18 protein-coding genes and 1 tRNA gene are annotated in these 20,285 nt (G+C 62.6%); 10 read left to right on the top strand and 9 right to left on the bottom strand.

Annotated features, from left to right (window positions below):
• Positions 1-275: 275 nt before the first annotated feature.
• The 6 genes from ML540_RS01485 (at position 276) to ML540_RS01460 (ending at position 7,009) form a co-directional block, all read left to right on the top strand.
• The gene (locus tag ML540_RS01485; protein ID WP_243358061.1) at positions 276-3,197 is read left to right on the top strand and encodes an ATP-binding protein; all 2,922 of its coding nucleotides are present in this window, start codon (positions 276-278) and stop codon (positions 3,195-3,197) included.
• 296 nt (positions 3,198-3,493) lie between these two features.
• A complete protein-coding gene (locus ML540_RS01480; protein ID WP_243358059.1) occupies positions 3,494-3,643 on the top strand; it encodes a hypothetical protein in 150 nt (49 codons plus the stop codon).
• Between the two features lie 141 nt (positions 3,644-3,784).
• Positions 3,785-4,033 (top strand): hypothetical protein, encoded by a 249-nt coding sequence (locus tag ML540_RS01475; RefSeq protein WP_243358058.1) that lies wholly within the window; start codon positions 3,785-3,787, stop codon positions 4,031-4,033.
• A gap of 167 nt (positions 4,034-4,200) precedes the next feature.
• Positions 4,201-5,382 carry a formate-dependent phosphoribosylglycinamide formyltransferase gene (gene purT, locus ML540_RS01470; protein ID WP_243358057.1) on the top strand — a complete coding sequence of 394 codons (1,182 nt, stop codon included), beginning with the start codon at positions 4,201-4,203 and terminating at the stop codon, positions 5,380-5,382.
• 595 nt (positions 5,383-5,977) lie between these two features.
• Positions 5,978-6,391, top strand: coding sequence for a response regulator (locus tag ML540_RS01465; protein WP_243358056.1), 414 nt, complete (start codon positions 5,978-5,980; stop codon positions 6,389-6,391).
• 216 nt (positions 6,392-6,607) lie between these two features.
• Positions 6,608-7,009 carry a bacteriohemerythrin gene (locus ML540_RS01460; RefSeq protein ID WP_243358055.1) on the top strand — a complete coding sequence of 134 codons (402 nt, stop codon included), beginning with the start codon at positions 6,608-6,610 and terminating at the stop codon, positions 7,007-7,009.
• A 153-nt stretch (positions 7,010-7,162) separates the two neighbouring features.
• On the opposite strand, the gene ML540_RS01455 is transcribed toward ML540_RS01460, so the two are convergent.
• The 5 genes from ML540_RS01455 to ML540_RS01435 all read right to left on the bottom strand — a co-directional run bounded on the left by ML540_RS01455 (position 7,163) and on the right by ML540_RS01435 (position 12,472).
• Positions 7,163-8,515, bottom strand: a complete 1,353-nt coding sequence (locus ML540_RS01455; protein ID WP_243358054.1) for a hypothetical protein — start codon at positions 8,513-8,515, stop codon at positions 7,163-7,165.
• 51 nt (positions 8,516-8,566) lie between these two features.
• Complete coding sequence (locus ML540_RS01450; protein WP_243358052.1) at positions 8,567-9,067, bottom strand: type II secretion system protein; 501 nt, start codon at positions 9,065-9,067, stop codon at positions 8,567-8,569.
• Between the two features lie 2 nt (positions 9,068-9,069).
• Entirely contained in the window at positions 9,070-9,528 is a 459-nt protein-coding gene (locus ML540_RS01445) for a PulJ/GspJ family protein (protein WP_243358050.1), read from the bottom strand.
• A complete protein-coding gene (locus tag ML540_RS01440; protein ID WP_243358048.1) occupies positions 9,525-10,073 on the bottom strand; it encodes a prepilin-type N-terminal cleavage/methylation domain-containing protein in 549 nt (182 codons plus the stop codon). Before ML540_RS01440 ends, ML540_RS01445 begins: the two co-directional genes overlap by 4 nt.
• 806 nt (positions 10,074-10,879) lie before the next feature.
• Complete coding sequence (locus ML540_RS01435) at positions 10,880-12,472, bottom strand: acetolactate synthase large subunit (protein WP_243358047.1); 1,593 nt, start codon at positions 12,470-12,472, stop codon at positions 10,880-10,882.
• Between the two features lie 282 nt (positions 12,473-12,754).
• Here ML540_RS01435 and ML540_RS01430 point away from each other — a divergent pair, with 282 nt between their 5' ends.
• The gene (locus ML540_RS01430; RefSeq protein ID WP_243358046.1) at positions 12,755-13,072 is read left to right on the top strand and encodes a DUF2845 domain-containing protein; all 318 of its coding nucleotides are present in this window, start codon (positions 12,755-12,757) and stop codon (positions 13,070-13,072) included.
• A 316-nt stretch (positions 13,073-13,388) separates the two neighbouring features.
• Here the strand turns inward: ML540_RS01430 and ML540_RS01425 are convergent, their stop codons facing one another.
• The 3 genes from ML540_RS01425 to ML540_RS01415 form a co-directional block, all read right to left on the bottom strand.
• On the bottom strand, positions 13,389-14,726 hold the full coding sequence (locus tag ML540_RS01425; RefSeq protein ID WP_341482615.1) for a radical SAM/SPASM family putative metalloenzyme maturase: 1,338 nt from the start codon (positions 14,724-14,726) through the stop codon (positions 13,389-13,391).
• A 397-nt stretch (positions 14,727-15,123) separates the two neighbouring features.
• Positions 15,124-15,642, bottom strand: coding sequence for an OmpA family protein (locus ML540_RS01420; RefSeq protein ID WP_243358045.1), 519 nt, complete (start codon positions 15,640-15,642; stop codon positions 15,124-15,126).
• Positions 15,643-16,046: 404 nt separating this feature from the next.
• Positions 16,047-16,122: transfer RNA gene (locus tag ML540_RS01415), tRNA-Ala, on the bottom strand.
• Positions 16,123-16,258: 136 nt separating this feature from the next.
• Between ML540_RS01415 and ML540_RS01410 the strand changes: the two genes are divergently transcribed.
• From ML540_RS01410 to ML540_RS01400, 3 genes are read left to right on the top strand one after another with little or no spacing between them, the layout of a single operon-like run.
• Positions 16,259-17,254 carry an ABC transporter permease gene (locus tag ML540_RS01410; protein WP_243358044.1) on the top strand — a complete coding sequence of 332 codons (996 nt, stop codon included), beginning with the start codon at positions 16,259-16,261 and terminating at the stop codon, positions 17,252-17,254.
• Positions 17,247-18,080, top strand: coding sequence for an ABC transporter permease (locus tag ML540_RS01405; RefSeq protein WP_341482614.1), 834 nt, complete (start codon positions 17,247-17,249; stop codon positions 18,078-18,080). The genes ML540_RS01410 and ML540_RS01405 overlap by 8 nt, the downstream gene beginning before the upstream one ends.
• 12 nt (positions 18,081-18,092) lie before the next feature.
• A complete protein-coding gene (locus tag ML540_RS01400) occupies positions 18,093-19,706 on the top strand; it encodes a DNA repair protein RecN (RefSeq protein ID WP_243358043.1) in 1,614 nt (537 codons plus the stop codon).
• A gap of 34 nt (positions 19,707-19,740) precedes the next feature.
• Here ML540_RS01400 and ML540_RS01395 read toward each other — a convergent pair whose 3' ends face one another.
• Positions 19,741-20,259 (bottom strand): hypothetical protein, encoded by a 519-nt coding sequence (locus tag ML540_RS01395; RefSeq protein ID WP_243358042.1) that lies wholly within the window; start codon positions 20,257-20,259, stop codon positions 19,741-19,743.
• Positions 20,260-20,285 lie beyond the last annotated feature (26 nt).

Here is a 20,285-nt window from a genome sequence, read left to right as displayed (position 1 = left end):
GAGAGAAAAGCGTTTTCCCGCGCCCGGGCGGGGCGAGCCCCCGGAAGATTGCATAAGACCGCACCGAAGCCCATGGGGAATTCCCTATTTCTCGCCCGCCACCGTCCTTTTGCGCCAGGGCCAAATCGCGGCCGGGAGGTATCCTGCTGATTTTTCCTGCTTACTTGTCCAGTTGCCTTGCAAAATCATACATTCGGATGCAAAAGGATGTGGCATCCTCCCTCCGTGGGTGGGGGCTCCCTCGAGCCGCCGAAATGTCTCTCCAAGGGGTTCGCATGGACCACGCCGAGCCACCCGCGCGGGGGCATGATCGTACCGTGCCGCTGCGACTGGCGCTGACACTGCCTTTCGTGCTCCTGATCCTGGTCTGCTCCGGGCTGATCGGCTGGTTTACCCTGGACAACGGCCGAATGGCCGTGCGCGACGTGGCCGGACAGCTGCGCACCGAGGTGCTGAGACGCGTCGAGGAGCACCTGACCCGTTTTCTGGCCGTCCCCCACCAGATCAACGCCATCAACGCCCAGGCCCTGGCCTCGGGCATCCTGGACCTCGGCGACCCCGTGAACCGAAGCCGCTACTTCTACGGCGTGGTGGCCACGCACCCGCTCATCGCCTACTCCTTCTTCGGCGCGCCCGACGGCGAATTCTACGGCGCCCGGCGCTCCCCGGGCGGAGACGTGGAGGTCATCCACGCCGGGGCCGACACCGGAGGCGCGTCCGTCTACCACGGCGCATCGCCGGTGGGCGATCCCCTGGAATTCCGGGCCGCCTTCAAGAACTTCGATCCCAGGACCCGCCCCTGGTACAAGTCAGGCGCACAGGCGAACGGCCCGGTGTGGAGCGGGGTCTACCGCCATTTCGTCCTCAAGGACCTCACCCTGACCGCCTCGCTTCCCGTCTTCGGCGCCCGGGGCGCGCTGCTCGGGGTGTTCGGCGTGGATTACGCCCTGACCAACATCCACCTCCTCCTGCGCACCATCACCGTGGGCCGGTCCGGGGAAGTGTTCCTGGTGGAACGTTCCGGCGAACTCCTGGCGGCCGCCGCCACGCCGTCCTCCGGATTGTTTTCCGAGAAAGACGGCGTGACCACCCGGCTCAAGGCCACGCAGTCCGGTCTGCCGCGCATCGAGGCCGCCGCGCGCAGCCTGGAAGCCCAACCCGGCGGGCTCGCCGCCATCGACAAGGAACTGACCCTGGAATTCGACCTGGACGGACGGCGGCAGTTTCTCCAGGCCACTCCCTTCACCGACGGCAAGGGCATCGACTGGCTTATCGTGGCCGTGGCGCCGGAAAGCGACTTCATGGGGCGCATCGACGCCAACACCCGGCAGACGATCCTGATGGTCATCGTCGCTGCGCTCCTGGCCGCATCGGCGGGCGTGATCATGGCGGCCAGGCTGACCCGGCCGGTGGAGCGGCTGGCGAAGGCGGCCCAGGGGCTGTCCAAGGGCCGCTGGGATCTGGAGATGCCGACCCCCAACAGCCGGGAGATCAAGCGCCTGGCCCAGGCTTTCGGGAGCATGGCCTCCCAGCTCAAGGCTTCTTTCGGAGAGCTCCAGGCCAAGAACGACATCATCGCCGAGCACAACCGCACCCTGGAGCTGCGTGTCGAAAGCCGCACCGCCGAGCTCAACCACCTCCACGACAGGCTGCGGGCCATGTTCGAGGCCATCCCCGGCTACATCCACGTCATCGACAAGGACTTCACAGTGGTGGACGTCTGCGACAAGATGCTCACGGCCGTGGGCCTGACCCGTGAAGAGGTGGTGGGCCGCAAATGCCACCAGGTGTTCCACAACCTCCCCGCCGCCTGTCCCCATTGTCCCCTGACCCAAGAGGAGAGCAGGCAGGCCATCACCGCCAGGCCGTCCCTGCCCTCGGAGGAGGCGCTTCTGGGGCGTGCCTTCATGGCCTATTCCGCACCCATCCTCGATGAACACGGCGAGATATGGGGCTACATCGAATGCCTCATGGACGTGAGCGCCCTGCGCGCCGCCCAGGAAGAGCTGCGCCAGGCCAAGGACCAGGCCGACGCCGCCAACCACGCCAAATCGGAATTCCTGGCCAACATGAGTCACGAGATCAGAACGCCCATGAACGGGATCTTCGGGATGCTGCAGCTCCTGCGCACCACCCCCCTCGACCGGGAACAGCAGGAATACGTCGGCACGGGGCTGGCCGCCCTGAAGAATCTCCTGAACCTGATCAACGACATCCTCGACCTGTCCAAGGTCGAGGCGGGAAAACTGGACATCGTGGCCAGGCCGTTCTCCCTGCCGGACCTGCTCCGCCTGATGTCCGGCATCTTCAAGGAGCAGCTCGACGAAAAAGGCATCGCCCTGGGCTTCGAGATCGCCCCGGACGTGCCGCGCACCGTTCTGGCCGACGCCGCCCGCATCAGGCAGGTGCTTTTCAACCTCATCGGAAACGCCATCAAATTCACGGAAAAAGGGCGCGTGGACGTCCGGGTGCAGGCCGGAGGGGAGGCCCTCCAAGGCCAAGTCCGGCTCTTTTTTCGCGTTTCCGACACAGGGATCGGCATCCCCCAGGACCGGCTCGCCGACCTGTTCAAGCCCTTCACCCAGATCGACGGGTCGCTGGCGCGCAAGTACCAGGGCACGGGACTCGGGCTCTCCATCGTCAAGCGCCTGGTGGAACTCATGGGCGGCGAGGTGCGGGTCGAAAGCGCCGTGGGCGTCGGAACTTCCATGCACTTCTCCATCCTGGCAGGCGCGCCCGCGCAGGGGAGCCTGCCCGACGAGGCGCCTCCCCAGGCGGAAACGGCTGGCCCCACCGCCGCGGAGCCGTCATCGCCCCTGAACATCCTCCTGGTCGAAGACGAGGCCATCAACCAGAAGGCCATGGAGCGGCTGCTGGGAAAGCGGGGACACGCGGTGGTCTGCGCTGGCAGCGGCGAGGAGGCGCTCAAGATCCTGGCGCGGCAGCGCTTCGACTGCGTCCTGATGGACGTGCAGATGCCCGGCATGGACGGGACCCAGGCCACGCGGCTGATTCGCTCCGGGGAGGGCTCATCCCTCGACCCGGGTGTCCATATCATCGCCCTGACCGCCAATGCCATGTCCGGCGACCGGGAAAGGCTCCTGAGCGCCGGGATGGACGACTACCTCTCCAAGCCCGTGGAGCTCGATGCGCTCCTGCAGGCCTTGGGCCGGGTGACGCCCCGGACGCGGGCCTGAAGCTCCGGTTCGCCGGGAACGGCAAACCGCCCGGCCCCTCGGTGCGGGACCACGAAGAATCTCGACTTGTGGGATGGTGCGGATTCGCGTACTGGAGTGTAGTATACAGGGAGGGTCCCCTGAGTCGTGAGATCCCCCAGCGCCCCTCGAAGGCGACGAGCCGGGCAGGCTCGTGAACGTATTCGACTCGATCCCTGGGACAATGAGCATCGGGATGCTCGCTGATTTTTCGCTGCCCCGGCCTGCTCTCCTGAGATCAAGCCGGCCACTTCCAACACCCCATACGAGGATGATCCGTGGCTAAAAAACCGAACTATTCATTTGAAAAACGGGCCAAAGAGGCTGCCAAGAACAAGAAAAAAGAAGAAAAGAAACAGCGCAAGCTGGACAAGAAGGCCGCCGCTCCCGAAGACGACCAGGAACAGCCCCAGCCCCCGAAGCAGTGACCCCGGAGAAGCTGCGACGTTTTTTCGCCTTGCCGCCCTTCTTGGACAGCCCGCTTACGGGTAGGAATGGAAGGGCGTTCCTTATTTCGTCCCAACGCGCCTTGGACGCATGCCGTTCTCAATTCCTCGAGGGAGTTCATTATGGCCAAGTCCTACCTCCTTTATCGCTGCGGCAATGAAGGCATCAGAATCCCAGTGATGTTTTTTACCGCCGACTCCGAGGAAGAAGCCCGGGAAGCGCCGACCTGGCTCCGGCGGCACCACCCTGAAAGCGAGCTCTTGCGGCTTCGTCCCGGAGAATTCTTCGAAATCATCGAGCAGACCAAGTGCCCCCCCGAAGAGTGGGAGAGCGCCGTGGCGACGCTCAAGGTCGAAACTCCCGCACACTGAGGGGGCCTTGGCGCCCCCGCATCCGTAAGCCCGGCCGGGACCGGGCCCTGATCCGACGGCACCTTGAAGGACGAATCCGGCACGCACCCCCCTTCTCAGGCTTGTCCTTGCAGCCACTTCCCGGTAGTCACCCGAATTCCCTTTATTCACCCGCCAAGGAGGTCTTCATGGCGATCATCGGCACGCCCCTCACTTCGTCGGCCACCAAGCTCCTGTTGCTCGGCTCGGGCGAACTCGGCAAGGAGGTGGCCATCGAGGCCCAGCGCCTGGGCGTCGAGGTCATCGCCGTTGACCGTTACCCCAACGCGCCGGCCATGCAAGTCGCCCATCGCTCGCATGTGGTGAGCATGCTCGACGCCGCCGCCCTGCGCCGCATCATCGAAACGGAAAAGCCCGACTTCGTCGTGCCGGAGATCGAAGCCATCGCCACCGAGGAACTGATGGCCCTCGAGGCCGAGGGAGTCACGGTCGTCCCCACGGCCAGGGCCGCCCGGCTGACCATGGACCGCGAGGGCATCCGCCGCCTGGCCGCCGAAGAACTGGGCCTTAAGACCTCGCCCTACCGTTTCGCCGACACGAAGGATGAATTTTTGGCCGCCTGCCAGGCCGTGGGCTTCCCCTGCGTGGTCAAGCCGGTCATGTCCTCTTCGGGCAAGGGGCAAAGCGTGGCCCGTAACGCTTCCGAGGCGGAAGCATCCTGGGACTACGCCCAGACCGCAGGGCGGGCCGGGGCCGGACGGGTCATCGTGGAGGGGTTCGTGGAGTTCGACTACGAGATCACCCTCCTGACCGTCCGGCACGCCGGGGGCACGAGCTTCTGCCAGCCCATCGGCCATCGGCAGGAGAAAGGGGACTACCGCGAATCCTGGCAGCCCCACCCCATGAGCGACAAGGCCCTGGCCGAGGCCCAGCGCATGGCGGAAGCCGTCACCGCCGCCCTGGGCGGGCGGGGCATCTTCGGCGTGGAGCTGTTCGTCGCCGGCGACCAGGTGCTGTTCTCCGAGGTGTCGCCCCGGCCCCACGACACCGGCATGGTCACCCTCATTTCCCAGGATCTGTCCGAATTCGCCCTGCATGTCCGGGCCATTCTCGGCCTGCCCGTCCCGGACATCCGCCAGTACGGTCCAGCCGCCTCTCGGGTCATCCTGGCCGAAGGCGACTCGGCTGCCCCGAGTTTCGAGATCACCCCGGAGGCCCTGGCCGAGCCGGACACGGCTGTCCGCCTCTTCGGCAAGCCGGAGGTGCGCGGCCTGCGGCGCATGGGCGTGGCCCTGGCCCTGGGCAAAGACGTTGATGACGCCAAGAGCAAGGCCATCCGCACGGCTTCGCTGGTCAAGGTCACGCTGTAGATTCGACGCCGGGCGAGGCGTCGGGCTGCGAGCCAGACGCCTCGCCACTCCTGCTAACGTCTGCGAGCTATCGGCCTCATGCCTGCAAATAGGTTTTCCCGGCGCGCAGGGTGCTGCGAATCTGGCTCCATTCGCCTCGGCACCCGGTCCGGCTGTTTCCCGCCTGCCCTCCACGGGTAAGAATACAGGGAGGCCAGGCCATGACCGCCTGCTCCTTCCGAAAGTCCTCTACCCGACGCGTCGCTTCACCCTGCCGCCAAACGGTCCCCTTAATGAAAGCCACCTCGCCCTCTCCAGTCAAGCAACAAAATATGTTGCTTGCACTTGCGTGATTATTTTTAACTACAAAAAATGTCGAACTCTCCAACAGAACACACGCAACACCCAATTAGCATTACGATTTATCACGCAACAAACCACCATAAAAATAATCCACACCCTCTTGTGCTTCACATTTTCAATATAACAATTGACACGCCTTACAAATATGGTATTTTTTCCAAAAATCCCCAAGCCAGCATCATTCAACAAAATCAATGCGGTTCTCAATTGTATATTTCGATAGCATCTTACCCTAGAGACTGAGGGCGAAGCAATGCCAAGCACCACTCTCGACCAGGATTCAAACTCACTCCCCCCACGGATTCTCGTCGTCGAAGACAATACAACCAGTCAGGTTGTGATCACCGGCATGTTGAACATGCTCGGCTACTCTTCATTCATTGCAAACAACGGCAGCGAGGCATGTGAAGCACTTAAACTTGCATCGTTTGACGCAATCTTGATGGACGTCAAGTTGCCGGACATTTCCGGGCAAGAATTAACCCGCCTGATCCGCCATGGCGGGATCGCTGACAAGAGCATCGTCATTATCGCACAAACAGCATTTGCCATGGCCGGAGACAGAGAACGATTCCTCGCTGACGGCATGAACGATTATATTGCCAAGCCGCTCGACCTGCATGCCCTGGCAGAAGTTCTTGAAAAGAATATCAAGAAAAACAAGTAGCCATTGCATCCTGACCAGACCCACGCAAGCCCAAGCCTCCCCTACGCCAGCAACTCTTGCTGGCCCCCTCCGATCAGATTACCCTCCTTCGGGACAAATTCATCGCGGACATGATCGCATGGCCTGCCCCTCGCAATGGAATATTGTGGTCCTCCGCCTGGGAAACCACGCATAGCCATGGCGCACGAACCCACCAAAGGACGCTGGAAAAGACATATGAACACAGACACTCCCGGCTGGTCTCCCAATCTGGCCATGGGCCACCCTGAGATCGACGAACAGCATCGGATGCTCATCCACATGATCCGCGAACTCAGCGCGCGGATGGACGCCGGGGAGCACCGCCAAGGAGTCCTGGACGCCTTGCAGGGCCTGCTGGCCTACGCCGCCACGCACTTCGAGGATGAAGAAGAGATGATGGAGGAGGCCGAATGGGAAGGCCTGGACAGGCACGAGGGGCTTCACGCCGAATTCCTGTGGAAGGCAGGCGACCTTGAGGCCCAGCTCAAGGATGACTACGCCCAGGCCTCGCGCGAACTGCTCGAATACCTGCTCACCTGGCTGGTGGCCCACATAGCGACGGAGGACCGGGCCTTCTTCAGCAGGGCACGGCCCTAGCGTCGGGACGCGGCTTCCGCAGGCGTTTGCGCGCCGCTCTCTTACGCTGCCGGCCGCCCCCCATCCAGCCTGGATACGGTGGGCTTATATCCCGCATGATTCCCACTCACCCCAGCACGCCAACCCGGCAGTGGGCCGCAGAATCCGCTCTCTTCAGTGCGCCACATCGTGGATGTAGAAGAAGAGATTCACACCGTATTGTTGAGCAGGAGTGCCTACCCAGTTGAGGTTGATCTCACCAGTGATCTTTATAAACGTCTCGGCAACGCGGTCTTGCGACACCAGAGATGTGTACTGGTCGGAATTGCTGCTGATCTGGATGTAGCTCGTCGGCAACAGAAAGTTGTCCTTTTTGATATTCCGAACTGTACACATGCCTGTAAATTGTTGATTCGGGTTTACCGGAGCCTGGGCCGCGATGTACCAGTTTCCCAGGACCCGGTCCATTCCTGTGGAAGGAGGACCGATCGTGTGGGACATGTCGACCACCGGATTCGAATAGTCCGGCTGGCTGTTGAGCTGGTTGTAGGACGGAAACAGCTGCCAACGGACCCGGTAAGAGCCGTCCGCGGTGTTCCCGTCAGTGGTATTGTAGGTGAACACGAAGGGGACCCAATAGTTGGGATCATTCTGGTACCAGGTCTGGCCGGTCACGTTGTCCGAGGTCATGTTGGACGTGCCGCCCTCGATCTGAATGGCTGCCTTCCAGCCGTCGCCGCCATGGCGGGCGACGATGTTCAGGCGGACCTGCCCGTCGTTGTTGCGCGGGTCGAGCACCTCGTTCGTGGAGTCGAGCTTGACTCCCTTGTAGACAATCCCGCCATAGTCGGGGTTGCCGACGCCGAAGATATTCAAGGTCTCGTCCGGCAGAGTCCCCCCCGGACCCTGGATGATGATGTAGGGCGGCCAGTCCTCGGTCTGGGTGTTCATGGCCACGCCGATCACCCGACTGGCGGACTCCCCCCCGCTCCCGGAGGTACCCACGGACCAGACTGCGTAAGGGACCACCTTGCTGATCACTTTGCTCCCGTCCGGCACGGCCGCCGTGAGCCCCGGGGATTCCAGCGTGACGACGGTCCCCCTGGACGAAGTGGAGGTAACCCGGCCCTGGGTCAGGAGGTTGTGGCCGGAAGAGTCGTAGAAGAGGATGCCGGTGTTGGCCAGCGCCAGGCTTCCGGGCATGGCGCCCGACTGTGGCCGCAAGGTTATGGTGGTGGCCCCCGCCGCGTAAGCGCCGCTCACCCGCAAGTCCAGTGGCTGGCTCGTCAAAGCGAAAGACCGGTTGCCCCCCGCCAAGGAGAATGTTTTCCCATTGAGCGCATCGCGATTGATCGAATCCAACGCGATCTGGCCCTGAGCGTAGCGAATGCCGGACTCGGCCAGGTACTGCGCCTGGGGGCCATAGCCGGAGGCGGCTTGGCGCACGGTGGTCTCGCCGAACATGGCGGTCATGGCCGCACCCAATGCTGCGACGGCCAATATGGCCAGAACGACGATCAGGGCCACGGCTCCCGATTGTTTTTTGTGAGGTGATTGGCAGTACATGTCTTTACTCCCTTACGGGCAATTCATGATGCTTCTCGGGTAGGCGCTCAAGGTATAGGTGGGGATGCCGCCCGTGACCGTGATGGCAACGGTGACCGAGGCCAGGTCGTTGGCTCCCCCCGAATAACCGTCCTGATTGCCGCAGGACCGCGCCAGGACCAGGGAGGTGACCCCGTCCAGGAGCAGGTTGCCGCCGAGCCTGAGGTTGGTGGCCGCGCCCGGATCCAGATCCAGGGTCCGGCTCACGCCGTTGTGATCGACGAAGGTAAGACTGTTCGCGCCCACACCCGTGGCGAGGGAAGTCAGGGACTGCATGTTCTCCAGTTCCAGGCGGATACGGTCCATGGCCACCTGCACCTTGCCGGCGGTGTCGATATTGCTGCGCACCATGATGTATCCCTTGCTGGCGTAGAGAATTAACGACATCAGGGTCACGGAGACGAACCCGAGGATCAGGAAACTGACGATGGTCTCAAGGAGGCTGAAGCCTGACTGGCGATTTGTGGTATTCATGATCAATACCATACCAATTGCGTTGTGGGGTCAGGTCTGGTTTCGCTGAACAACGCCGACATGGTTCGCCCGCCTGTCCGGGTGGCTGTCACCTTCAGGGTGGCGTTGGTCCCGGATGCATCCGCGCTTTCCACCCCGGAGGAGCTGTACACCACATAGGAGGACGTGACCGTAAGGACACCCGCCTGGTTGTAGTTGCCCGCGTCGATATCGGCCTTGAGGGAGGCCAGGGCGGTGGCTCTGGAAGCTTCATTATTGGTCAGGGAGACATAGTCCCTGGTGACTTGGGCCAAGGCCTGCTCGACCAGGAAGTCGCCTCGTTGGACGTTGATGGCGGTGGAACTGCGCGTGAGGGATGTGCCCATGGTCGCGACGACCATGGCCGCCAGCATGGCCCCGATCACGAAGACGAGAAGGGTTTCAAGCAAGGTGAACCCGGCCTGGCGCGCGTTCGCGTTCATTGGATGAACCCCGTGTACGGTGTGACGGTCACAGTCATGTTCACACCGCCTCCGGTCATGGTGGCGACCAGAGGCTGGGCCAGGGGCGTGTAGGCGGTTTCGCTTGTGTAGGACGAACAGGGCACACCGTAGCCGTTGAAATAGACCGTGAACGCCCCCAGCCCAACATTTTTTGCAGCTAGGGACAGCTTGCCGGAATCCAAGGTCACCGAAGGGTCGTCCACAAGCCCGGCTACTGCCCCGGCAGCATCGGGGTTGGTCCCGGCAAACATCCAGTAGTTCGTGCCGTCGCACTTGATGCCGTAGACTTGGCCTATCGCGCCTAGCTGGGTGATCTGGATGCCACCGCCCTGCATGGCCTTCATCTGGGCGTCCCGGAGGTGTTTTTCCAGGGTGTCCCGTTCGGCCTGGAGACTGATGGTATTCTTGGAATGGCGCGGAACGAAGAGCGCAGCCGCCACGGCAATGAGCACCAGAGCCATGATGACTTCCAGCATGGTGAACCCGGCGCAGGGTCCAATAAAGGGCAACTTGGATTCGCTCACGATCATCACCGCCATTCAACCTGATCACACATCGAGTGTCTCTTTCTCTAAGTAGTCTCAAAATCAGCTTACGTCACCCCGCAAGCTAGACTTAATAAACTGCATAATAAAAATATTTACACTTATACTGCTAGTCACTTTCTAGTCAGCCTATATTATCTCCAGTATTTCTACGAAAACTTCGCCAATTAGCATATTATTCCAACCGTGACATAATTGTATTTCATGCACTCGCCGACCTACCAAGACTACTAAACACCTCATATTTTGCCATTTCCATGCCAACCTACAATAACCATTCAAAACATAACACCATTGCATTTCTCGGCAGCCTGAACCTAGGCTATGTGGCATGAGTTCCGGCTCAATTCCTCCACCTTTTGCAGCCCTGACAGCAAGGAATGCAGGAATATCAACCAACATTAACTGGGGAAAATAAAGGGGAAGCTCCAGGGGAGTCTCTTCTGCGGAGAAAATGGGGACGGGACGGCCGGGGCGGACACAGGAAGGGAAGGTTGACGTTGTGCGAGAGGACCCCGATGTCAAGGCGTAGGGCCCTCTCGCACAACCGATCGAAGTAAATGCCCAAACGAAAATGGGTCATCCATTTCTGGATGACCCTGTTCCGTGCGACGGCGGAGCCAATGTGACGCCAACGGAAATGGCCGTGTTCCCCGCAGGTCCATGGCCAGATGGCCCCAAAGTGAACACGCAGTGCTCCAGCCAGAAGGAGCGCCAGCGGAACCCTCAGGGCGCTCCGCTCCTGCGCTGTGCCGCGTTTATCCGCGCATCGAGCGAACGCGGCGCTACATGACGGCCTCAATGAGACACGGGCCGGACTCGCGCAATGCTGCGGCGAACGCCCCGGCGAAAGCCTGCGTCGTATCCGCCCGCACGGCCTGAACGCCCATCCCCCCGGCCAGCTTGATCCAATCGAGGGAAGGATTATGCAGGTCGAGCAAGGACCGGGCCCGCTCCCCTTGGGACGCCGCCTGGACCAGGCGCAACTCCTGATCCAGAACGGCATACGACCTGTTGGCATAAATCACCGTGACAACGTCGAGCCGTTCTCTGGCCTGGGTCCAAAGGGCCTGCAGGGTATACATGGCGCTGCCGTCGCCCTCCAGGCAGACGACCTTGCGATGCGGCGCGGCAACGGCCGCGCCCGTGCTCAGGGGCAGGATGTCGCCGATGGAGCCGCCCGTGATCGGAAGGTAGTCGTGGGGCGCCGCCCTGGTGAGCAGGGAAGCATATGGGAGCGTGGACGTGATCCCTTCATCGGTGACAACGGCGTTTTCCGGCAACAGCGCGGCGACGATGCGCATGACGCCTTCTGCCGTGAGCGGGCCGGGCGGCGGAAGGGCGGGCGGCTCAAAAGAAGCTCCGGAACCCGCCGCGGGTGCGCCTATCGCCTCGGCCAGGGCGGCCAGCGCGGCGCTGCCATCCTCATGGGGGTGGGACAGCGTCAGAATTTCGCATTCAGACGGTGTCAGCCAGCTCTCCTGGTTGGGATAGGCGAAGAAGGACACCGGGGGCTCGGCGCCGACCAGCAGTAGCTGCTCAAAGCCGCCCAGACGCCGGAGAATGTCCTTGCCGCGGTACGGAAGCATTTCGACGACCGGCGAACCGGCTCCGCTCCGCAAACGAGGGGGGAAGGTGTCGCAGAAGAGCGTGCTCCCCGTTCTGGCGACAATACGCCCGGCAGCCTGAAGCCCGTCTCCGTGGAGCACGGCGCCGCGCATGAGGATCGCAGTTTTTTTGCCGCTGGTCAGGGCCTGTGCCGCAGCGTCGAGGGCCCCCTCGGAGACCTTCGAGGGAGGGTCGACCTCGAGCCGGGGTGAGGGGCGTTCCGCCGGCAGCCAGGCTGTATCAGCGGGCAGGATCAGGGTTGCCACCTGCCCAGGCGCCTGACGGGCGGCCTGCACCGCGCGCGCGGCATCGGCCGCCACGGTGCGGGGGCTTCGCGACCGGTGCGCCCAATGGGAAATGGCTTCGACAAAACCATTGATGTTCGAGTTCAGCGGCGCGTTGTAGCGTTCATGGTAGGTGGCGTGGTCGCCGACGATGTTCACCATGGGCGACTGCGCGCGGCGGGCGTTGTGTATGTTGGCCATACCGTTGGCGAAACCCGGGCCGAGGTGGAGCAGGGTGCAGGCCGGCTTGCCCGTCATGCGGGCGTAGCCGTCGGCCGCGCCTGTCGCCACGCCCTCGAACAGACAGAGCACCGGACGCAAGCCGGGGATGCGATCGAGCGCGCTGACGAAATGCATTTCAGAGGTGCCCGGATTGGCAAAACACACTTCCACCCCGCTCTCGACCAGGGTGGCGACAAGGGATTCGGCCCCATTGCAAGTCTCGAGGGCCTTTGACCTGGTGGTGTCCGCACGCTCTTCAGGCATTGTCTCACTCTTTGAATCATTCCTGGGTTAGAGGAGATTAAGGTTTTCTGTCGCCGCCTGTCCACCGCCAACCTTTTTCAGATATCCCGGCACGGGCCCGGTTACAACGGTCTGGCGTTGCTCGTGGGGAAATAACGCCCAGGCCAACCAGAAGGGTTTAGAATCTCGTCGGTTTTCAACCCGCCCTCGCCCGGCCATCGACCACCGCGTTGACAAACAGAAATACTCACGCGTAAATGTTTTGTACGCTATGAAACCTTATATAACTTCGAGGGTGAGTTGATGAAACTGAAACTCGAACTGGAGAAGAAGGGACACGGGGCGCGAAGATTGGCCCCGATCCTCTGGCTAGCCCTTGTCCTCACTCTGGCGTGTGCTCCGGGTGATGCCCGGGCGGATTCCATGATCTGCACGAATGGGATTGCTTCCACAGGCGATCACCAGGCGGTTGTATTGGCCAAGTGCGGCGAGCCGCAATTTCGCAAGATCATCTCTACCGGAGACAACAATCGTATTGTCGAGGAGCACTGGGGCTATTTCATAGACAAACAACGGATTTTCATCTTCATAAACGGCTTCCTCAGCTCCATCGTGTATTGAATACTTCCAGCTTTGAAAGAAAGCCACAATGAGCAAAGAAGCATTCCCAAGCTCATCTGCTGGTCACGCCAGAAGCGATCAAGTGTCTGAAGAGCTTGCCGAAGCTGAAATTCCCTGGAAGCTGCTTTCGGCAACGGCTTCGCCCTGAAGTGTTGATCAATATGTACTTTGACCAACATTTCAACGGGACGTGGACCGCCGGGCTCCCTCCAAGCACCCTCAAGCCTCAGCTGGTCCGAAAAGAGCCGAGCAGGTCAGAGCCAACGATCCGCCAAAAGGCGGTGTATGCCTAGCCAGCGGAGCCCTGGCTAGGCATCTATCTTGAATAATCCTCATTTTCCTGCCCCATGCACTGAAGAAGGCCCATGCTCCAGGGGCAATCCCCGCAGGGTATCGTCTCGCCGTAACAGTCAAACTCGAAGTCGGTGGTTTCGACCTCGCTGCACGGGTAGACGTTGCAGCCGGGACAATGAGGATAGCCGCGCCGCAGGACGCTGGCCCTGAATTCCTTGTAGGCCGGGCTGTTCCATATTTCCAGCAAGGGCATCTGGTGCAGTTCGCCGAAGAACCTCGGGAAAACCTGCTTTTTCCGCCCATAGAAGTAGCAATTGAATCCTCTCCACAGGAAATGACAGGGAGAGACGCGCCCGTCCCAGGTAACGAAAGCCCCTCCCTGCTCCACGGCGTGACAGGCCCGGCCGTTCAGCGGCCTGAGAGGCGGCAGGACCAGGGAGAGGCCTCTTTCCCGGGCGACGGTTTCCGCCTTGCGGAAGACCTCCTCGGCCTGGTCCAGGTCGTCGCCGGACATGAGGTTGCCGACATGGAAAGGAATGTCCTCCCGGACAGCCAAGGTGGCCATTGTGTTGACAAACTCCACTATCCGGCGTTCCTCGGGGCTCTTTTTGTATTTCCACAGTATTTTCAAATACCGGCTGAGATCGATGCCTTCCTGCCGCGCCCGGGCGGCCCACTTCTCAAAGAAACGGACCGAGGTTTCGGTGTTGACGCCAAACAACGGCTGGTCGGCCATGATGTCGCCATAGGGCAGGATATGGGAGACGACGAGACGAGTGACCCCTCTTTCGGCAAGCCAAGCCGCCGTGTCCGGCAGTTCGCGGAAGTTGTCGCGCATGAGCACAAACTCCGCCCCGATCTCAAGCCGCGACTCCGGACGTTGCGCCTGAGCCCCTGACAGCGCCCTCAGAGCCCTCTCCACATGGCTCAGATTGCCGCCACCCCGGACACTTTTGAAAAGGTCCGGAGTAGCCGAATCCACGGACAGGAATATCCTGTCCAAGCCGGCCTCGATGAGCGTGATCCCGCGAACTTCGTCCAGCAGATGGCCGTTGGTCTGGAATCCGATCCAACCTTCCGACGGCATGGACTTCTTGGCGCAGCGTATGAATTCAGCCAGCCGGGGGTGCATGAGCGGCTCCCCGATGCCGTTGAGGATTAGGGCCCGCAGATGCGGGAACGCCGGCGCCAACGCCCCGAAGATCTCGGAAGACATGTCGCCTTCGCTGACGCTCCCGGCGCCGGAATGCTTGACGCACATCGGACAGAGCAGGTTGCATCTGGAAGTGACTTCCACGAACAGGCGTGACGGGAAGGGCGCGGATTCACTCTCGGCAGGGAGAAAAGTCGATTCTGGCACGGAACGTCCTTAAGGTCGGCGGAGTTTACGTTCAGTAGAAATTCAAGTGGGTTACTCAGGTTCCAGGACAAGCTCTCGCGAATGGTCGGGTACGGGGTGTAGCCCCCAGCCTCTTTCTTGCCATCAGTTTGCACCAGCCGTTTACCCTCCAAGTAATTGCGACTGCTTTGATCTATGTCAACAAAACCCAGGAGCAATGCGGCAAAAAGCACAGTAACTTAGTGACATCCCAAAGTTTAACTGATCCGAAGAATCCCGGCAGGTCACCCGTACCCCTAAAGCCTAAAATGTCTGCCCAGCCCATGGACATTCCAAATGAACAAGGGGTCGCCTTTTCAGGCGACCCCTTTTCCTTGCGGTGGCGGGCTGGACGGAATCGAACCAGCGGGCTCCATTGTCAGCGGATCACGACGAGTTCCACACGCCGATTCTGTGCCCGCCCCTCGGCGGTATCGTTTGTCGCAACCGGGCTCTGCGGGCCGACACCCACCCCGGTGAGCCGGTTGGCCGCCACACCATCCTGAATCAGGGCGGCGACAAAAGCCTTGGCCCGCCGCTCCGACAGCTTGACATTGTAGTTGTAGTCGCCCGTGCTGTCAGTGTGTCCGACCACGGAGATCTTGAGGTTTGGATTCTTCTTCATCACGTTTGCAATCCGCCTGACCAGATCCCCGGTGCTCGGCGCCAGCTTGGCGCTGTCTGTTTCGAACAGGACTCCTCCGCTGATCACGACCTTGCCATCCTTCTCAAGGGCCTCCGCGATCTCGTCCGGCGACGCCGTGGCTATGTCAAACTTGGACATTTCGCCGATCCTGGTGCTCTTGTTCTCGCTCGTCGCGCACCCCGAGAACGCTAAAGCACTGGCCATGCCGAGAATGATCGCAACGCAACGCATCGCATTCATAAAATAACTCATATTTCACCCCTCCTTTTAAAGGGCTTCGTTACTCCTCATCTCTCCCTTTTGCTCCATGGTATGCACCGAAAATGTCCAAAAGTCCAAACCGACGAAGCAGAATAAGCAAACAGGCCAAGCATTCGCATCCCCTTGTTTTTTTCATCAAGAGATCTTCCGAAGAATCTTTTAATACCCAAGCGACAAGACGCACGAAAAGACAATAACTTGAATTCTCTCAAGATGCCTTCTCTTCGATTGCTCAAACAGGGGTGATTGTGCTTCGCTGGGTCAGCTCAGCCTGGGGGGGCCAACATCTTTTGTTGGCGGATGCTGGCTCAGTGAAAATTCGAAGGGCTTGCCCAGTTCCCTGGACAACAAATGAAAAAAGGGCCGCCTTTTCAGGCGGCCCTTGTTCCGTGCGGTGGTGGAGCTGGACGGAATCGAACCGACGACCTCTTGAATGCCATTCAAGCGCTCTCCCAACTGAGCTACAGCCCCGCTCGGGAAGACAGCTTTTGCCCGAGAGGGGCCCTCTCGTCAATCACTTTTTTTCGTTTCGTGAAAATTTCTTCTCCCCCCTTCCCTGCCGGCCGCCCCCCCTGTTACACGAAGCTCGTCCGGAGGCCCACAAAACGTGCTCGCTCTCGCTAAGCGCCTGCTCATCAAATCGCTCTGGCTCGCAGTGGTGTTTCTCGGCATCACCCTGGTGAGCTTCTGGGTCATTCATCTGGCCCCCGGCAAGCCCACCGACCTCCAGACCGACTTGAACCCCCTCATCACGCCCGAGGCCGTGGCCCGCCTGGAAAAGCTCTACGGCCTGGACCAGCCCGTGCACGTGCAGTATTGGCTGTGGCTCGGCCGCCTCGCCAAGTTCGACTTCGGCAACGCCCTGACCGGCGACCGCCGCCCCGTCTGGGACAAGATCAAGGAGCGCCTGCCCCTCACCTTCGGCATGAACATGGCCGCGCTCATCCTCACCCTGTCGCTGTCCATCCCCATCGGCGTCAGCGCAGCCGCCCGCCAGAACGGGCTCTTCGACCGCGCCTCCACGGTCTTCGTCTTTTTCGGCTTCGCCATGCCCGGGTTCTGGCTGGCCCTGCTCCTCATGCTGGGCCTCGGCATTGCCTGGCCCGTGCTGCCCATCTCCGGACTCACTTCCCTGGACCACGCCCAGATGCCCTGGTGGCGGCAAATCCAGGACGTCTGCGCCCACCTGGCCATGCCCATGTTCATCTACGTGTTCGGCGGGCTGGCCGGCATGAGCCGCTACATGCGCTCGGCCATGCTCGAGGTGCTCCGGCAGGACTACATCCTCACCGCCCGGGCCAAGGGCCTGCCCGAGAGCGCCGTCATCTACCGCCACGCCCTGCGGAACGCCCTCCTGCCGGTGATCACGCTGCTTGGCCTGTCCATTCCCGGGCTCATCGGGGGATCGGTGATCATCGAGCAGATATTCTCCCTGCCCGGCCTGGGGCAGCTTTTCTACCAGGCGGTCATGAGCCGCGACTATCCGCTCATCATGGCCAACCTGGTGCTGGGCGCGGTGCTGACCCTGGCCGGAAACATGCTGGCCGACGTGGGATACGCCTTCGCGGACCCGCGCATACGCTCCGGAGGCGGACGTGGCTAGCTCGCTTGCCCGGCGCGCCGCGGCGCACCCCATGTTCGTGGCCGGGCTCCTGCTGGTGGGATCGATCTCACTGGCGGCCATCCTGGCCCCGCTCATCGCCCCCCACGACCCCAACGCCCTGGACGTCTCCCGCGTGCTCCAGGCCCCCAGCGCCTCACATCCCCTGGGCACCGACGCCCTGGGCCGGGACATCTTCTCACGCATGCTCTACGGCGGGCGGGTGTCCTTGTGGGTGGGCTTCCTGGCCGTGGGCCTGTCGGTTGCCGTGGGCCTCTTCTTCGGGCTGATCGCGGGCTACTTCGGCGGCCTGGCCGACGAGGTCATCATGCGCGGCGTGGACGTGATGCTCTGCTTCCCGTCGTTCTTCCTGATCCTGGCCGTGATCGCCTTTCTGGAGCCGTCGTTGACCAATATCATGATCATAATAGGCCTGACCTCCTGGATGGGGGTGGCGCGCCTGGTGCGTGCCGAGGCCCTGACCCTCAAGCACCGCGATTTCGTGCGCGCGGCCAGGCTTGCCGGAGCGGGCAGCGCGCGCATCCTCGCGCGCCACATCCTGCCCAACGCCGCCGCGCCGGTGCTGGTGTCGGCCACGCTCGGGGTGGCCGGGGCCATCCTGACCGAATCCTCGCTGTCCTTTCTTGGCCTCGGCGTGCAGCCGCCCACGCCCTCGTGGGGCAACATGCTCTTGGAAGGCAAGGAGGTGCTGGAGATCGCGCCCTGGCTCTCGATCTTTCCGGGCGTGGCCATCCTGCTCACGGTGCTGGGGTACAACCTGCTCGGGGAGTCCTTGCGGGACTTGCTGGACCCCAGGCTTCGGCAGTAAGGGTCTTTTGCCGTGATCGAACTTTTACGCATCAAGAACCTGGCCCTCATCGCCGACGTCGAACTCGAATTCGGACCGGGGCTGAACGTGCTCACCGGCGAAACCGGCGCGGGGAAGACCTTCGTCCTCAAGGCCCTGGAGTTCTTGACTGGCGAGCGTCTGAGCCCGGACATGGTCCGGCCCGGCGCGGAAAAGGCCCAAGTGGAGGCCCTGTTCGTCCTGGACGGCCAGGACCTGATCCTGCGCCGCGAGCTTTCCGCCCAGACCGGACGCGCGCGCCTGTACATCAACGACCAGCTGGCCACCCAGGAGGCCGTGCGCGAGCTCAAGCCGAGGCTTCTCCTGCACGCCAGCCAGAACGGCCAGCAGAAGCTTCTCTCCCCGGCCTTCCAGGCCCGGCTTCTGGACCACTTCCTGCCCGATCCCGCGCTCCTCGAGGCCCGCCGCTCCCTCGCGGGGGAACTTTCCGGCCTGGAGCGCGAGGTGCTGGCCCTGCACGAGCGCCTGGCCCACCTGGAGGAGCGCCGCGAGGTGCTGGAGATGAAGCGGGCCGAGATCGACAAGGTGGCCCCGCGCGAGGGCGAGGAGGAGGAGCTGCTTACGCGCCAGCAGGCTCTGCGCCACGCCCGCAAGGCCCGCGAGGCATCCGACGCCGCCCTGGACATGCTCTACGGCGACGACGGGCTTCCGGCCGGGCTTGCGCGGCTGGAACGCGAGCTCTCCGCCCTGGGGCAGGTGAGCGACGCCTACGCCCCCGATCTGGAAACCGTGCGCGAGGCGCGCCACGCCCTGTCCGACCTGGCCGGACGGCTGCGCGCCGGGGTGCCCGGCCTGGAGGACGACCCCGAGGCCGTGGAGTCCCGATTGTGGGAGCTGGCCCAGCTCAAGCGCAAGCTCAAGCTTTCCATGCCCGAGGTGCTGGCCCTGGGCCGCGAGATCGAGGACAACCTGAACTTCCTGGACAACGCGGGCCTGGACTTCAAGCGCCTGGAGCGCCGTCGCGCGGACCTGCGCGGAAGGCTGGCCGAGGCGCTCGCGCGCCTGGACGAGGCCCGGCGCGAGGCCGCCGGGGAACTGGCCGGTCGCATCGAGGGCGAGCTTCGGGGGCTGGGGTTCTCGGAGCATGTGAAGGTGATCTTCGAGTTCGTCGCCTCCGATCTGTTCGCGGCGGACGAGTCCTCCCCGGCCCTGGTGGAGCACGCGGCCAGGCTCATGTTCGCGCCCAACCCGGGCCAGCCGCCCCGCGCCCTGGACCGCATCGCCTCGGGCGGCGAACTGTCGCGGTTCCTCCTGGCCCTCACCAGCCTGCGCTCGGAGAACGACCAGGCCACGCTCATCTTCGACGAGGTCGACGCCGGCATCGGCGGGCTGACGCTCACGCGGGTGGGCGAGCGCCTGAAGGCCCTGGCCGCCGAGCGCCAGATGCTCCTCATCACCCACTGGCCCCAGCTGGCCGCCCTGGCCGGACGCCACTTCCTGGTGGCCAAGCACGTGAGCGACCACCAGACCGAGACCACGGTGGGAAGCCTCGAAGGCGAGGCCCTGCGCGGCGAACTCTCCCGCATGGCTGGCGGCGGCGAGCAGGGCCAGGCCCTGGCCGAAAAGCTGCTCCTGCCTCTTTCCTGATTCGCCTCCGAGTCCTCGTTCCGCGCAAACTCTGCTATAGTTCCCGCCGCTCCCGGCTCCCCGTGAACTCCATGAGCGGAATCAGATACATCCGCAGGGCCTCCACGGCCGCCTTGCCCACGATCCCCACGCGGGGGCTGGCGGTCATGGGCAGGCTCCCGGCGATAAGCTGGGCCGCTCCCTCCAGGCGCGCCGCCGAGTCGCCCAACCGCTTCTCCAGGGCAGCGTTCAGGGCCGGGCATTCCTGGATCTGGGCCGAACGCATGAGCGAAAGCGTGTCCTGGCACTGCTCATAGAGCAGGCGCGCCATGACCATGCCGTAGAACACGTGCAGGTCGGCCTTGCCGTCCAGCACGTCGCGGCTCATGGGCCCGGACAGGGCGTCCAGCTGTGGCGCCACCCGGGCGAAGGCGTCCACGCCCGGCTTGAGGGACTTCTCCAGCTCCGCCGTGTCCGCGGCCAGGGCTCCGTTCCAGCTCCAGGCCAGCAGCAACGCCAAAAGCAACGCGCCCCGGGCCGTCATCCCCGCCACCCCCTCAATCCGCGTCCTCATTGACTTCCCCCTCCTTCGGCCGTAAG

The sequence above is a fragment of the Fundidesulfovibrio terrae genome (assembly GCF_022808915.1).
Taxonomy (GTDB): domain Bacteria; phylum Desulfobacterota; class Desulfovibrionia; order Desulfovibrionales; family Desulfovibrionaceae; genus Fundidesulfovibrio; species Fundidesulfovibrio terrae.
This window is presented reverse-complemented; position numbering and strand designations above follow the sequence as displayed.